Raw genomic sequence first — 12,874 nt, 5'->3', positions numbered from 1 at the left:
CTCAGGCGCAGCTCCTCCGTCCGGGCGCTGAGATCTCAGCGCCCGGCGGCGAACTTCACGAATGGCTGCCACTCGGCACGGCCGATAGCGAAGGCGGGACGGCTCATGTCCTTGGAGTCCCTTACATGGACATCTTGTTCGGCGAACGCGATCTCCACGCAGTCGTCGCCCTGGCTGCCGCTGTAGCTGGACTTGAACCAGGCGAGTTCCGTCGGTCCGCTGTTCATAGCTCTCCTCGCAGTCGCTCCAGCAAGGCCCGCGATTCCATGGGGTTCAAGGCCTGCGAGCGCAGTGTTTCATAGCGATGACAGAGCAGGCTCATCTCTTTCGGGGCAGAGATCAGCCGCCCGTTCTCCTGCCCTTCGGAGTACCCGAGCCTCCGCCCCTCCGGAGTCTCCAGAATCCGCAGCGGACCGTCCAGGCACGAGTGCAACCCCATCTCCAACGGCACCACCTGCAAGGTCACATTTCGCGGCGCACTCCGCTCCAGCACGTGGTCGAACATCTCCCGCATGGCCGTCGCATCACCGAACCGACGCCGGAACACATGCTCCTCGACGATGAAGCTGAACGGCACGGTCGGCCGCTGTCGCATCATCGCCTGGCGCTCCATCCGGGCGGTGAGCCGCGCCTCCAGCTCCTCGTCCGTCCGCAGCGGGATCGTCCCGTCGAACACCGCCCGCGCGTACCCCTCCGACTGCAACAACCCCGGCACCAGCCGGCACTCGTACGTACACAGACTCGCCGCCTCCCGCTCCAACCGGGCCCACCTCCGGAACCACGACGCGAGGCCGGCCTCCCCGCGGCTGAGGTGACGGGCAGCCTTCCGTATGGCGCCCGTGTTGCCGAGCGCCTCCTCCGCGCGCTCGACGAACGCCTCGTCCGGCATCCGGCGGCCCAGTTCCACCGACTCCACGGTGTGTTTGGAGTACCGGACTCGAGCGGCAAGCTCCGTCCGGCTGAGCCCCGCGTGCTCACGCAGGGCCTGGACGACCGCGCCGAACGTACGCAGGCTGTCCGACGGATGGGGCTCGCGCTCCCAGTCACCCTCCGGCGCGGCCCGCGTCCCGACGCCCCGACCTCGTCCCGGTCCTCGTCGACGTACCCCATCCACGGCCCCTCTCCTCGCTCGCCCGCACACCGCCGCACACACCGTGCCCACACAGCGTGACCGACACCACCCCGTACCGTCCACTCCATGTGTCCGTACGCTGACTCCGCGTACGGGGTCCGGCCCTCGCCATGAACACCTCGCGCCCACCACGCTGGCCTCATGAACCAAGCGCATCCCCAACCGGTGCGACCAGCACGGACGTTCTCGCTGCTGCTGTCGTCCACACCGCGCGGCGCCCGTCTCGCCCGCCTCCTCGCCGTCACCGAGCTGCAAGCCTGGGACGCGCCACCCGGTCTTACGGAGCGTGCCGAACTCGTCGTGGCCGAGCTCGCTGCGAACGCCGTCCTGCATGGCCGCGTCCCCGGCCGCGACTTCCGCCTGGCGCTCGCCTACGCGCCGCCGACCCAGCACCTCCGCATCGAGGTCACCGACGCCCGCGGCGACCGGCGACCCGAGCTGCCGTCCTACGAACCCGCATCGCTGGCGGACGGCGGGCGCGGGCTGCTCCTTGTCGCTGCGCTCTCCGACCACTGGGACTGCGTGCCCTACCCGCCCTCCGGCAAGACCGTCCGCGCCGAGCTCTCGGCAACGCCGTCGTCCCCGACGCCGCAGCCGCTCATGGAACGCTCCCATGCCATCGAAAGTGCGGGGGAGGTCTGGTTTCAGGGAGCAGCGGTCAGCGCGATCCGGTCGCCTCAGAGGCCGTACTCATCCGGGTCGAAGTCGTCGTAAGGGTCGTGCTGTGCGGGGGCCGCGCCAGCACCGTCGTCGCCGACTGAGGCCGCGCGGGCGGCGAGGTCGTCGGCCCACGCGGCTGCCCAGGTGCGGAGGCCGGCGACGGCCGGGGCGTCGAGCCCGTAGGCGGTGAAGGCTTCGTCCTCGAACCAGTCGGCGCCCTCCAGACGGGCCTGGAGTTCGGCTTCACCGAACAGACCGCCGGGGCGGGCGTGGCGGCGGCCGAACCGTTCCAGGTCAGCGGTGGTCCACCGGCGGGAGGCCGCATAGACGTCGATGAGATCGCGCGGAGCGCCGCGTTCGGCGATGGCGCGAACCTTGGTACCGATGACGTCCTGTTCGGACAGGACGGGCCCGTAGGAGGTGGCCACGACGGGATGCCAGAAGACCTCCTTGAGGATGTCGACCTCGCAGGTCTGACCTGAGGGCGGGTCGGTGACCAGAAACCGGGCGGAGAGCGGGGCGGTTTCCAGAAGTTCGACGTCCCAGCCGCGCGCGGTGAGCTTGTCGCCGAGGGTGCGGGCGATGTCGTCCATGGGAGCGGGGCTCTGGGTCGCGACGTCGAGGTCCTGGCTCGGGCGGGCGGTCAGCTGGTGGGCCTGGACTGCGTAGCCGCCGGTCAGGACGAGGGGGTAGGGCGAGCCGAGGGTGAGAACCTCGTCCAGGAGCCTGGCGTGGAGCTCCGGCATGTCGGGTTTTCTCACGCGGCCGTGGCCCCACCCGTCGCGGGGCTCAGCTCGGGGAAGGACTCTTCCCAGGCCTCGCGCACCGCGCGGCCGATCAGGTTACGCAAGACCGGCCAGAGCTCAAGGAGCAGGTCGCGGTCGAGGTAGCGGCGCAGGTCGTCGCGGAGCCCCTCGGCCAGGACGGTTCGGTACAGGCTCATCCGGGAGCGGGGCCGGTCCAGGTCGAAGGCGGTTAGCCCCGACCACGCCACGTGCAGAGGGAGCTGTACCACGCCGTGCCGGGGTCCGCGCAGCTCCTCCAGCGTTCCAGGGAGCCGACGTACGAACTTGACCTTGTACGGATCGGTCACCCCCGGCGCGAGCGCGTCAGCAGCGTCTGGTGCCGGCATAGGAGCTATCGCTTTCTGTGGGAGCCTCCGCAGGCCGCGGAGACGGGCGGGAACGAGGCCACGCGGGGAACTCGCCCTAGGCAGTTTCCCTTCGGCCGGATGGAAGCAAGCCCGGTCTTTGACCTCCAGACTAGTGGTCTGCGAGGCGAATCGTTCGGGAATTGGCTGCGGGCTCGCCACTGGCCCGTGGCCAGATGCCGGAGTCAGCGGAGGCGGCCAACCTCACACCGGCGGGGTCCGGACCAGCTAGGGAAAGGCGTCTTCCCACGCATCACGCAGACACGGGCTGATCAGCCTGCGCAGTACGGCGGCGAAATCGCGCCAAGATCGATCCACATCCTTCAATGCGTTGACATCGCCAACACACCTCCCTACGGTTGCTCTCCTGGCATGGGGGATCGAAGGGACGTCAGCACGTGCAGGTGGAAGGCGCCGGAGGACCGTCCCCGGACTTCACAGCGGAATCCCTGCTGAACGCGGCCGAACAAGCCTTTCTGCGAGCCGAGTTCCCAGTCGTTCGACCCCTTCTGCAGCGACTCCAGGGAGAGTTCGTCCTGTCCGGCACCGATCCCGTCGCCGTGCGGTACGACGCTCTGCTCGGCGCGTTGGCCGCGCGGGCCGGCAACTGGGCCGAGGCGGTGCGGCGGTGCCCCGAGGACCAGGACCTGGACGAGGTGGCGACCGGCGTCCTCCACGCCCTCGCGCTGAACGCTCTCCGTGAATTGGGGCAGGAAGGCCGCCACACCGACGCCGGGATCGCGTCGGTCGCCATCCTGCTGTGGGCGTACCTCCTGGACGAAGAGGACCCTGGGGACTTCCGCGCGCTGCTCACCGAACGGCGCGGTGCGCCTGTGGCCGATGCCCTCTGGGGCCATGGCCTCGCCCGGCTGCGCGACCGCATCTCCAGCCTGCTGCACGCCCTGGACGTCCGGGGCGGACGGGACGACCTCGCCGCATGGCGCACAGCCTGGCACCTCCAGCTCATGGACCCGACCGTCGTTCCTGGCTACCTTCCGACGGACGCTGGACCGCATGCCCTGGTCGACCTCGAGGAAGCCGCCTGGCATCTCATCGACGAAGACAGAGGCGGCGACCTTCTCACCGCCTTCACCGCCCGCCACCCCGACCCCGGCACCTGGCCGACCGAGCTGCCCGGCCACCGCGCGTGCTCCGCCCCATTGGCCCGGGCCCTCGCCACCCGGGGGATGGACCGGGTACGGGGCGGCAAATGGAGCGAGGCACTTGCCGACTTCGGTACGGCGGTGCGACTCGGGCACACCCTCCCGGAGGACGAGCGGGCTGCCGTCCGCCGGGCGGGGAACAATGTCGGGCGCAGCCGTACCGGGGGCGGCAACTCTCCCCTCGTACGCATCGAAGGACTCGAGCAGGCTCATGCACTCCTGCCCGGGGACACCGCTCTGGCTGCCGAACTGACCGTCGAACTGGTCCGTCAGGGCCAGGAGGTCGCCGGCTCCGACGCTGAGGAGAGCCGGCGTCGCTTCGTCCGTGCCTTGACCGTGACGCCCGGGCACCCGGACGCCCGCGCAGGTCTCGACGACCACCTGAGGGCGGATTTGCGCCGGGCGCTCAACGGTGCGGAGGTGGCGGACGGACTCGCCGCCGAGGAGGTGCGGGACCTGCTCAAGCGGGATCCGGACTGCCTGGCAGCACGGGTATGGCTGGAAGACCGCTACGCGACACTGGCCGTCTCCGCCGCGGTCCGGGGGCATACGGCCGACGCACAGCGTGCGACCCACGCGATGCTCGTCTGCGTCGGCCCAGAAGACTCCCACGACGCTGCATACGTCGACGAGCAGCTCATCGACCTCCTGGTCACCGCCGCCGATGGCCTCGTCCCGGAAGGAGACCGGGACGCCCTCGAACACCGGGTCGAACTGCTGCACACGGCCCTGAAGCTGTCCGATCCAGTCGGCCGCGACATCCGGAAAGACCTCGACACAGCGCTCCTAGACCTCGCGGAGCATCTGGAGACCGCCGCGCCGCCGTCGGATGTCATCGAGCTGTTCCTCCGGGACCTGATGCGGACCGGGACAGACGGGCGCTTCGACCACATCGTGACGGCCGCGTATCTGCACCGTGCCCGGGACCGCGAGCAGGCGGGAGACCCGGGTGGCGCACGACGCGACCGCGACTGCGCCGAACGGATCGGCGCCGGGCTGCCGCCTGAGGTCCCGCTCTTCGGCCCCGTCCCCCATCGCTCCCGCCGAGCCGACCTCGAACAGGACACCCTCTTTTGACCACCGGCGCTCCTTCCTCTCAGTACTCCGGCGCCGAACCACCCCCTCTCCCCTGGTTCGGCCCCACCCTCCACGAGCTCCTCCCCGACGCCCCGCTCGGCACCCGGCCACTGGGGCTCCGGAGGCTGGCGGCGCCGGAGCTCACCGCCTCCGCGGCTCTGAAGGATTCGGCCAGACACGCGCTCGTCCACCGGGCCAACCAGAACTCCCACACGCCCGTCGACGCGCTCGTCGCCGAGATACTCACCCCGCCCCTGCCCGGCCACGACACCGAGGAACGCCCATGACCGGCCCCGGTCCCACCTCCGCCGATGGCGGCGGCCCACCGTCCGAGCTCGACAAGCTGCGGCTCAGGGTTTCCGTCCTGTCCGAAAAGCGGAAGGCCGCCGAAGGCCGGCTGCGGGACCTGCTGGGCTCGCTGGTCGCTCTGGACGACGTGCTCGCCGACACGCGCGGCCGTGCGGACGCCCTGCACGCGGCTCGATCGGCCCGTCAGGCGGCTTCGGCGGCGCTCGCACTGGGCGAACAGATCCAGGCGGCCCACCTGATGCTGCGTCTGGCACTGGAGCGGTACGACGTCAGCCCGATGGATGTCGTGGGCAGGGCTGTCGACCCGGCAGAGATGCGCGTCGTCGGAACCGAGCCGCACCCGAGCCATCCGGAAGGCACCGTGCTGCGGGAGAAGACCACCGGCTTCCGTCAGGGCACCGCCACCCTGAGGCCGGCCCACGTCGTCGTCGCGGTGCCTGGGCCCGCACCCGGTCCCGTACAGGAGTCCGAGCCCGAGGCCGGACCTGTGCGCGCACAGCCACGGCGCACCACTCGTTCCCAGCGGCAGCTTCTGCGCAAGCCGTCGGTGGTTGCAAAACGCCGCCGATCCCGCCGCGCCTGACCGGCGCGTCCCCTCCTCCGCCGTACCAAGACGATCAGAAAGTACGCCCTTCATGCACCGGACTCTCGGTATCGATCTCGGCACCACCAACTCCGTCACGGCCTGGATGCACGACGGCGTCCCCGTCGTCCTGCCCAACCGGGACGGCGGCCGGGCGACTCCCTCGGCCGTGGGGGTCGGCCCCGGCGGCGGCCTGCTCATCGGACAGGAGGCCCTCAGCTGGCGCGGCGGCGCCCCCCGTTCCGTGATCACGGAGGTCAAGCGCCTCATCGGGCGACGCTGGAACGACGAGCTCGTCCAGAAGGCACTGAAGACCCGGCCCGACGACGCCCCGCCCGTCCGCGAGAGCCCCGGTGGTGCTGTGGAGATCCAGGTCGGCTCACACTGGCTCTCCCCCGTGCAGGTGTCCGCCATCCTGCTCCGCCGGCTCAGGAAGGACGCCGAGGACGCAGCGGGGACCTCGTTTCGACGTGCGGTGATCACCGTGCCCGCGTACTTCGCCGAGCCCCAGTTCGACGCGGTGCGGTCGGCCGGGCGACTGGCGGGCTTCCACGTGGCGCGCATCGTGCAGGAACCGACGGCCGCCGCACATGCCTTCGGGGTCCGCCCTGGCGAGGGCGGGCTCAAGGACTACGCGATCGTGCTCGTCTTCGATCTGGGCGGCGGCACCTTCGATGTGTCACTCCTGGCAATCGGCCCCGGACACTTCTCCGTAGCCGCGCTGGGCGGGGACAACCTCCTGGGCGGTGCCGACTTCGACGCGCTGCTCGACACGTATCTGAGGACGCGGCTGGGCGAGCGCGACCACGACGGGGACGGAGACGCCTCCCGCATCCGGGCCGCCGCCGAGCGGGCGAAGATCGAACTGTCCGCGCAGGACACCGCAGAGGTACTCCTCGCCCCGCTCGGAAAGCAAGGCGGCGCCTGGTCCGGGACCCTGCGGCGCGCCGACTTCGAATCACTCCTCACCGGCCACCTGAGCAGGATGAGGGAGACGGCCGAAGCGGTGCTCACCGAGTACAGTGCGACGCCCGAGGACGTCCAGCGGGTCCTCCTGGTCGGTGGTTCCACCCTCGTGCCGGCAGTCCGGCGCGGCCTCCAGGATCTCTTCGGCGCCGACACAGTGTCGGACGCGGTGGACCCCATGACAGCCGTCGCTCACGGCGCGGCAGTGGAGGCCGGCCTCCTCCAGACTCTCGACTGCCCGTCCGAGACGTGCACGGTCGAGAAGATTCCCGTCAATTCCGAGGCCTGCCCGGCCTGCGCCGTGCCGCTCCTCGGTACGCCCACAGTCGACTGTCCGGACTGCCACGTCCCGGCCCCCGAACTCACCGCTGCCTGCCCGGTGTGCGCCACGGACCTGTCCGGACTGCGCTCGGCCGCCCCGGCCGTCGCTCCCTCCGAATGCCCGGCCTGCGGGCGGGACGACAACCCCGCCGGAGCGACCATCTGCGGTGACTGCGACACCACCCTGGACTCCGGCGGCCTGAAGTGCCCGGGCTGCTCCATGGTCAACGCCGCGGGTTTCAGCTCCTGTTCATTCTGCGGCGGCGACTTCGGCACCGCTCTCCCCCAGCAGGTCACGGCCCAGACCATCGGGGTCGAGCTTGCGGACGGCACCGTGGAGGCCCTCTTCCCGGGCGGTACCCCGTACCCGACCGAATGGCATCGGGTGGACGGCCTCTCAGTCCGCAGCGACAACGCCACCTCCGTGGGAATCAATCTCTGGGAAGGGCCGCATCTGCGCTCGGCCCAGCGCAACGAGTTCTGCGGCGGCTTCGTCCACGAGCGCCCCGATGGCTTCCGGGGTGACGTACCGCTCACACTCCAGGTGCGGCTCGATGCCGACCGGACCATCGGGCTGCGGTATCGCATCGGCTCCGACGACTGGCGCGGCGCCAAGCTCCGGCGCAACCTGGTGTCCCCCGCCGTCGGACGTAAGGCCGCCTCCCTGCACGCCCGCTACACCGACTTCCTGGACACCTGGAAGCAGGAGCTCACCCACGCCGAACGTGACGCGCTCACCGAGACCACGCAGGCCCTTGCGGCCCTCGGCCGCGGGGAGACGATGAGCCGCTCCCTCGACGGGCTGCTCGACTCCGCTCGCGACACCCTTGCTCTCTGCACACGCGCCCGAAACGCCCAGGCCGGCGTAAGGCTCTTCGCCCAGGGCGGGCGCGGACTACTGCCTGCCGCACTCGTGGAGAGCCTGCGGAACGCGGCCGAGGCCGTCAGGGACGCGCGCGAGGCCATGGACACGGCTGCGGTGCGGGAGGCCACGGAGCGGGCGGAGGACTTGTCGACCGGCATCGACCCGTCCATCCGAAACGCGCTCTACGCCATCCGACTCGCTGAACAGGACGCCTACCCCACGACGATCCGCACCGAGGTCATCGCCGCCCGCGATGCCCTGCGCAGCGCCGTATCTCGTGACGACCAGAGCGCCCTCGACGCCCAACTCGTCCTCCTCGGACGGCTCGGTAAGCAGGGGCTCGATCAGTTCGCGGAGGGCGCTCCGCCGATCTCGGCGATCGCCCGGCCGTCCCGGCGGTGAGTGTGGGCATGGCTGTGGGGCGAGATCGCACCGCACGATCCGCGTCTCGTCCCACACCGCTCAGCGCATCGTCGCCCAGCCGCCCAGCCCCTCCAGATGTCGCGGCAGCCGCGACCCCTGCCAGCCCAGGATCAGGCGCCGGCGGGCCCTGGTGATCATGACGTAGTACGTCATGCGGAGGGACGCCTCGGTCGAGTCGGTGGCGGAGTCGGTCTCCGCGTCGGCGACGACCACCGTGTCGAAGTCGAGACCCTTGGCGCTGGCGCGGTGCACGAAGACGACGCCGGGGCGGGTCAGATCGAGGTCGCGGTAGCGGCCGTTCGGAGCCGCCGAGCTGTACAGCTGAGGCTCGGTTGCGAGGTTGGCCCGTTCGAGGCGGCGCATCAGGTCGGCGGCCGTGGGGAGGGAGTTCACGATGACACCGATGCGCTGCTTCGGTGCGCGGAGCGCCATGCCGGCGATGTCGTCGGCCAGGTCCTTCGGGCCCGAGTAGCGACGGATGGCAGGAAGCGTGCCGCTACGGACCGGCATGTTCGGCTGTGTGCCGCCGACTCGGAAGTGTTCGGCGAGGGAGGCGAGCTCGCGGGTGTTGCGGTGGTTGCCGCCGATCTCGACACAGCTCGTCGAGCGGCCGAGTGTGGATGCGATCTCGTTCAGGGTGGAGTTCGCCTCCGTGAGCCGCTGGCATTCGTCGGCGAGCACCGTGATCGACACGGCGGCCGGGAAGCACAGCTCTTCAGTCGCTCGATGACTGACGGCAACTCCGCTGCGATGGCCCAACGTTCCGTGCCCAGGTCCCCACCCATCAAGCCCCCTGACGCCCAGAGCATTCCTCACCGCCGCGATGGGAGCGGGTCGGTGCGCCCACTCTAGAGTCAATGTGTTTACATCGTCAACGGATGAGTGTGCACGGAACACCCTACCTCTGCACTCGACCTTGATCGCGACCTCAGCCACAGATGACCAAAGGGGGGCGCCGTTGGGCGCATCTGACGCGCGCACCCCGCCCGCCAGGACATGACTGCATCGTTAGCACCGTCAACAGATATACTGTTCACCAGCCCGCCCCGACCGTCGCACGGAAGGCCGTCCTTCATGGAGCACCCGGACTACCCCGAGTTCCGTCTCAAACTCCCCGGCGACGGCCCCACAGCATACGGACGCGTCCTCATCGAACCCGGGAACAACGGCTCTCTCAGGTTCCTGCTACGCCAAGGGTCGCCTGTCAGCGCCTCCGAATGGCCCGGCCTGAGCGACTACACCCGTCGACAGCGGGCCGAACTCCGCTCCGACGGCTCCCTCGCCGACACTCCCGACGGCCCGAGCCGGTACTGGACGGCGGCCAGGGACATCGAGTGCAACTCCGCCTCTGCCGCCGCCTCACTCGTCATCGGCTACGGCGTGAGCGGCCCGGAGACGTGGCGGGACGCCTCCGGGCATCCACTCTCGGACTACCTCACCCCGAGCTGGCGCGCGCCGCGCAAGTCCTGGCTGGTGCGTGGTTCCAACGTGTCCGGCAGGGACCTCGTGGGCCGGATGTGGCTGAGCGAAGGGCTTGTCTCGCTGTCCGGCGCCCACCTGCCGCCGCTGGACGAACAGGACCCGACGAAGAGCAGTCTGCGCCGATATGTGGAGGACGGCTACGAAGGCACCGCCTCATACAGTCAGAAGCGTGGCCTCGTGGACGACCTGCACGCCTTCCTGACACAGATGCGCGTCGGAGACACCCTCGCCACCCTGTCCGAGGGGCAGCTTCTTCTCGGGCAGATCACCGGCGAGGCCCAGCAGACCGACTCCCCCGGCGGGCTGACCAACTTGCGGCGCACGGTCTCGTGGCAGCACCAGGGGCATCCGTACGACGAACTGCCGGAAGAACTGCAGCAGAAGCTCTCCGTGCAGCACGACGTCGTGGATCTGACCTCCGTCGCGGATTCACTTGCCGCGCTCGGCGCCCCCGCCCCGGTCACTGACGAGGAAGTGCCCCCGGCGCAAACGAAGGAATTGGCGCTGACTCCGGTCACTGACGCTCTCGCCTCGGAACTCCTGATCCACGACCGGGCATGGCTCGACGAAGTCCGAGACCTCCTGTGGGACGAACGCCAGTTGGTGCTCTACGGGCCGCCGGGAACCGGCAAGACGTACCTGGCGATGAAGCTCGCCGAGCACTTCGGGGGCGGCGCCGAGCAGGTCAAGTTGGTGCAGTTCCACCCGTCGTACGCCTACGAGGACTTCTTCGAGGGATTCCGGCCCGTCGAGGATCCGGAGACCCGCGAGGTCGCGTTCCGGCTGAACGCCGGCCCGCTACGCGAGCTCGCCGATCTCGCGTCGCGAGACGGAAACAAGCACATCCCGCACTTCCTGATCATCGATGAGATCAACCGCGCCAATCTGGCCAAGGTATTCGGCGAGTTGTACTTCCTGCTGGAGTACCGCAAGAAGACAGTCCGTCTCACTTACTCCGGGGACGACTTCGGCCTGCCGCCGAACCTGTTCGTGATCGGCACCATGAACACCGCCGACCGCTCCATCGCTCTCGTCGATGCCGCGATGCGGCGCCGGTTCGCCTTCATAGAGCTTTCCCCTCGCACCGAACCGACGCGCGGGCTGCTGGCCCGATGGCTTGAGCGAGAGGGCAAGGACAATGAGCCCGCCCGCCTCCTCGACACCCTCAACGACCGGCTGGGCGACCCCGACTTCGCCATCGGCCCCTCCTATCTGATGAAGCCCGGCGCTTATGGGACCGGTGGTCTCGATCGCACGTGGCGAACGAAGATCCTTCCGCTGCTGAGCGAGTACCACTACGGCGAGGGCATCAATGTCGAGGACCGTTACGGACTCGACGCCCTGCGGAAGGCACAAGGGTGAACACTCTGCGGAGGGCGGGATCTGCCGCTTCGACGACATCATCAGCGCACCACACCGACGGCTCGGGCGTGGCAATCACGCTGCGCGAGCACGCCACGGCCCGTTCCATCCCGCTCGACGCCGTCGCCGGTCGTGCACTGGCTGTCTCCGGCGTGCTGGCGAACGCCACTCCCGATCCCGAACGGCCCGGCAACTGGCTCCTACGGGCGGGTAGCCTCGTCGGGGCCATCCGTGTCCCGGCCCCCGCCCCCCGCTCCCCGGATACCCGGGCCGGCGATTCATTGATCCTGCGCATCGTGCCGAAGACCCCCGTCCGTCGTCTGTTCTTTCTTCTCGGTTTCAGCCTCGACCCCGCCCGGGCCTGGCGGCAGGAGCGCGACGGAACCGTCGACGTCGGCGCACACGAGGACGTCGTGCCCGCACTCGCCTACGCCGTGGAGCGGCAGATCGACCGCTCTCTGCGCCAGGGGGTCCTTCAGGGTTACCAGCGAGTGGAGGATTCGGCGCTGGTCGTACGCGGACGGATCCGTGAGGCGGAGCAGATACGGCGTCACTTCGGCCGGACCCCGCCGATCGAGATCGCGTACGACGCGTACACCCCGGACATCCCGGAGAACCAGATCCTGCGCGCGGCATGCGAGGCACTACTCCGGCTTCCTGACGTCCCCGACGACGTGCGACGGCGGCTGGGCCATCAACGGGTGCGGCTCGCCGACGCCACGCCGCTGGTCCGAGGCCGGGACCTGCCCGAGTGGGCGCCCTCCCGGCTCAACGCCCGCTACCAGCCTGCGCTGCGGCTCTCCGAGGCCGTTCTCCGCGGCACATCGCCCGAGCACCGGACCGGTGGACTTTCCCTCGATGGGTTCCTCTTCGACATGAACGTCCTCTTCGAGGACTTCGTCACCGGAGCCCTGCGCGAGGCCGTCCGTGAGCACGGGCTCGTCGGCCGGCTCCAGGACCCGCAACACCTCGACACCGCCGGCAAGGTCCGGATGCGCCCTGACCTGGTGGTCCACCAGCCGGACGGACGTACACCCGTCGCGGTCGTCGACGCCAAGTACAAGACAGAGAAGGCAGGGTCGTACCCGAGTGCGGACCTGTACCAGATGCTCGCCTACTGCACCGTCCTCGGCCTGGGCGAGGGACATCTGGTGTACGCCGCCGGACAGCACGGAGAGCGGGTCCACGAGGTGTGCGGCAGTGGCCGACCGGTCGGCGGCGGGGGCGTGCGCCTGTACCAGCACGTGGTGGATCTGGACCGGGACCCATCCGAACTCCTGCACACATTGAGGCACTTGGCCGCCCGCCTGGCAGCCGACCACAATCAAAAATGATCTACGGGTACACGCTCCATGCGCATAATCTGCGTTCACACCCACCG

12 protein-coding genes are annotated in these 12,874 nt (G+C 69.7%); 7 read left to right on the top strand and 5 right to left on the bottom strand.

Annotated features, from left to right (window positions below):
- Positions 1-35: 35 nt before the first annotated feature.
- Complete coding sequence (locus ACFYQ6_RS30095; protein ID WP_388765963.1) at positions 36-227, bottom strand: DUF397 domain-containing protein; 192 nt, start codon at positions 225-227, stop codon at positions 36-38.
- The gene (locus tag ACFYQ6_RS30090; protein WP_388765961.1) at positions 224-1,114 is read right to left on the bottom strand and encodes a Scr1 family TA system antitoxin-like transcriptional regulator; all 891 of its coding nucleotides are present in this window, start codon (positions 1,112-1,114) and stop codon (positions 224-226) included. The genes ACFYQ6_RS30095 and ACFYQ6_RS30090 overlap by 4 nt, the downstream gene beginning before the upstream one ends.
- Positions 1,115-1,273: 159 nt before the next feature.
- Between ACFYQ6_RS30090 and ACFYQ6_RS30085 the strand changes: the two genes are divergently transcribed.
- Positions 1,274-1,846 (top strand): ATP-binding protein, encoded by a 573-nt coding sequence (locus ACFYQ6_RS30085; protein ID WP_388765959.1) that lies wholly within the window; start codon positions 1,274-1,276, stop codon positions 1,844-1,846.
- On the opposite strand, the gene ACFYQ6_RS30080 is transcribed toward ACFYQ6_RS30085, so the two are convergent.
- Positions 1,810-2,538 carry a nucleotidyl transferase AbiEii/AbiGii toxin family protein gene (locus tag ACFYQ6_RS30080; RefSeq protein WP_388765957.1) on the bottom strand — a complete coding sequence of 243 codons (729 nt, stop codon included), beginning with the start codon at positions 2,536-2,538 and terminating at the stop codon, positions 1,810-1,812. The genes ACFYQ6_RS30085 and ACFYQ6_RS30080 overlap by 37 nt on opposite strands.
- Positions 2,539-2,549: 11 nt before the next feature.
- Positions 2,550-2,924, bottom strand: a complete 375-nt coding sequence (locus tag ACFYQ6_RS30075) for a hypothetical protein (RefSeq protein ID WP_388765954.1) — start codon at positions 2,922-2,924, stop codon at positions 2,550-2,552.
- A gap of 578 nt (positions 2,925-3,502) precedes the next feature.
- On the opposite strand from ACFYQ6_RS30075, the gene ACFYQ6_RS30070 reads away from it, so the two are divergent.
- Genes ACFYQ6_RS30070 through ACFYQ6_RS30055 form a run of 4 tightly spaced genes read left to right on the top strand, consistent with a single transcriptional unit; the run spans position 3,503 to position 8,628 of the window.
- On the top strand, positions 3,503-5,182 hold the full coding sequence (locus ACFYQ6_RS30070) for a hypothetical protein (protein ID WP_388765952.1): 1,680 nt from the start codon (positions 3,503-3,505) through the stop codon (positions 5,180-5,182).
- On the top strand, positions 5,179-5,469 hold the full coding sequence (locus ACFYQ6_RS30065; RefSeq protein ID WP_388765950.1) for a hypothetical protein: 291 nt from the start codon (positions 5,179-5,181) through the stop codon (positions 5,467-5,469). Before ACFYQ6_RS30070 ends, ACFYQ6_RS30065 begins: the two co-directional genes overlap by 4 nt.
- A complete protein-coding gene (gene grpE / locus ACFYQ6_RS30060; RefSeq protein ID WP_388765948.1) occupies positions 5,466-6,074 on the top strand; it encodes a nucleotide exchange factor GrpE in 609 nt (202 codons plus the stop codon). Before ACFYQ6_RS30065 ends, grpE begins: the two co-directional genes overlap by 4 nt.
- 52 nt (positions 6,075-6,126) lie before the next feature.
- On the top strand, positions 6,127-8,628 hold the full coding sequence (locus tag ACFYQ6_RS30055; RefSeq protein ID WP_388765945.1) for an Hsp70 family protein: 2,502 nt from the start codon (positions 6,127-6,129) through the stop codon (positions 8,626-8,628).
- Between the two features lie 60 nt (positions 8,629-8,688).
- On the opposite strand, the gene ACFYQ6_RS30050 is transcribed toward ACFYQ6_RS30055, so the two are convergent.
- The gene (locus ACFYQ6_RS30050) at positions 8,689-9,342 is read right to left on the bottom strand and encodes a hypothetical protein (protein WP_388765943.1); all 654 of its coding nucleotides are present in this window, start codon (positions 9,340-9,342) and stop codon (positions 8,689-8,691) included.
- Between the two features lie 381 nt (positions 9,343-9,723).
- Between ACFYQ6_RS30050 and ACFYQ6_RS30045 the strand changes: the two genes are divergently transcribed.
- Both ACFYQ6_RS30045 and ACFYQ6_RS30040 read left to right on the top strand, forming a co-directional pair.
- Positions 9,724-11,493, top strand: coding sequence for an AAA family ATPase (locus tag ACFYQ6_RS30045; RefSeq protein WP_388765941.1), 1,770 nt, complete (start codon positions 9,724-9,726; stop codon positions 11,491-11,493).
- Positions 11,494-11,561: 68 nt separating this feature from the next.
- The gene (locus tag ACFYQ6_RS30040; protein ID WP_388765939.1) at positions 11,562-12,827 is read left to right on the top strand and encodes an McrC family protein; all 1,266 of its coding nucleotides are present in this window, start codon (positions 11,562-11,564) and stop codon (positions 12,825-12,827) included.
- The last annotated feature ends 47 nt before the right edge of the window (positions 12,828-12,874 follow it).

This window comes from Streptomyces sp. NPDC005494, assembly GCF_042872025.1.
Classification (GTDB): Bacteria; Actinomycetota; Actinomycetes; order Streptomycetales; family Streptomycetaceae; genus Streptomyces.
Note: the sequence above shows the minus strand (reverse complement) of the source record. Positions and strands in the feature narration are given on the sequence as shown.

Excerpts from the sequence above, each read along its gene's own strand:
- ACFYQ6_RS30095 (WP_388765963.1), bottom strand. The coding sequence starts at position 227 with ATGAACAGCGGACCGACGGAACTCGCCTGGTTCAAGTCCAGCTACAGC.
- ACFYQ6_RS30085 (WP_388765959.1), top strand. The coding sequence starts at position 1,274 with ATGAACCAAGCGCATCCCCAACCGGTGCGACCAGCACGGACGTTCTCG.
- ACFYQ6_RS30080 (WP_388765957.1), bottom strand. The coding sequence starts at position 2,538 with ATGCCGGAGCTCCACGCCAGGCTCCTGGACGAGGTTCTCACCCTCGGC.
- ACFYQ6_RS30075 (WP_388765954.1), bottom strand. The coding sequence starts at position 2,924 with ATGCCGGCACCAGACGCTGCTGACGCGCTCGCGCCGGGGGTGACCGAT.
- grpE (WP_388765948.1), top strand. The coding sequence starts at position 5,466 with ATGACCGGCCCCGGTCCCACCTCCGCCGATGGCGGCGGCCCACCGTCC.
- ACFYQ6_RS30055 (WP_388765945.1), top strand. The coding sequence starts at position 6,127 with ATGCACCGGACTCTCGGTATCGATCTCGGCACCACCAACTCCGTCACG.
- ACFYQ6_RS30045 (WP_388765941.1), top strand. The coding sequence starts at position 9,724 with ATGGAGCACCCGGACTACCCCGAGTTCCGTCTCAAACTCCCCGGCGAC.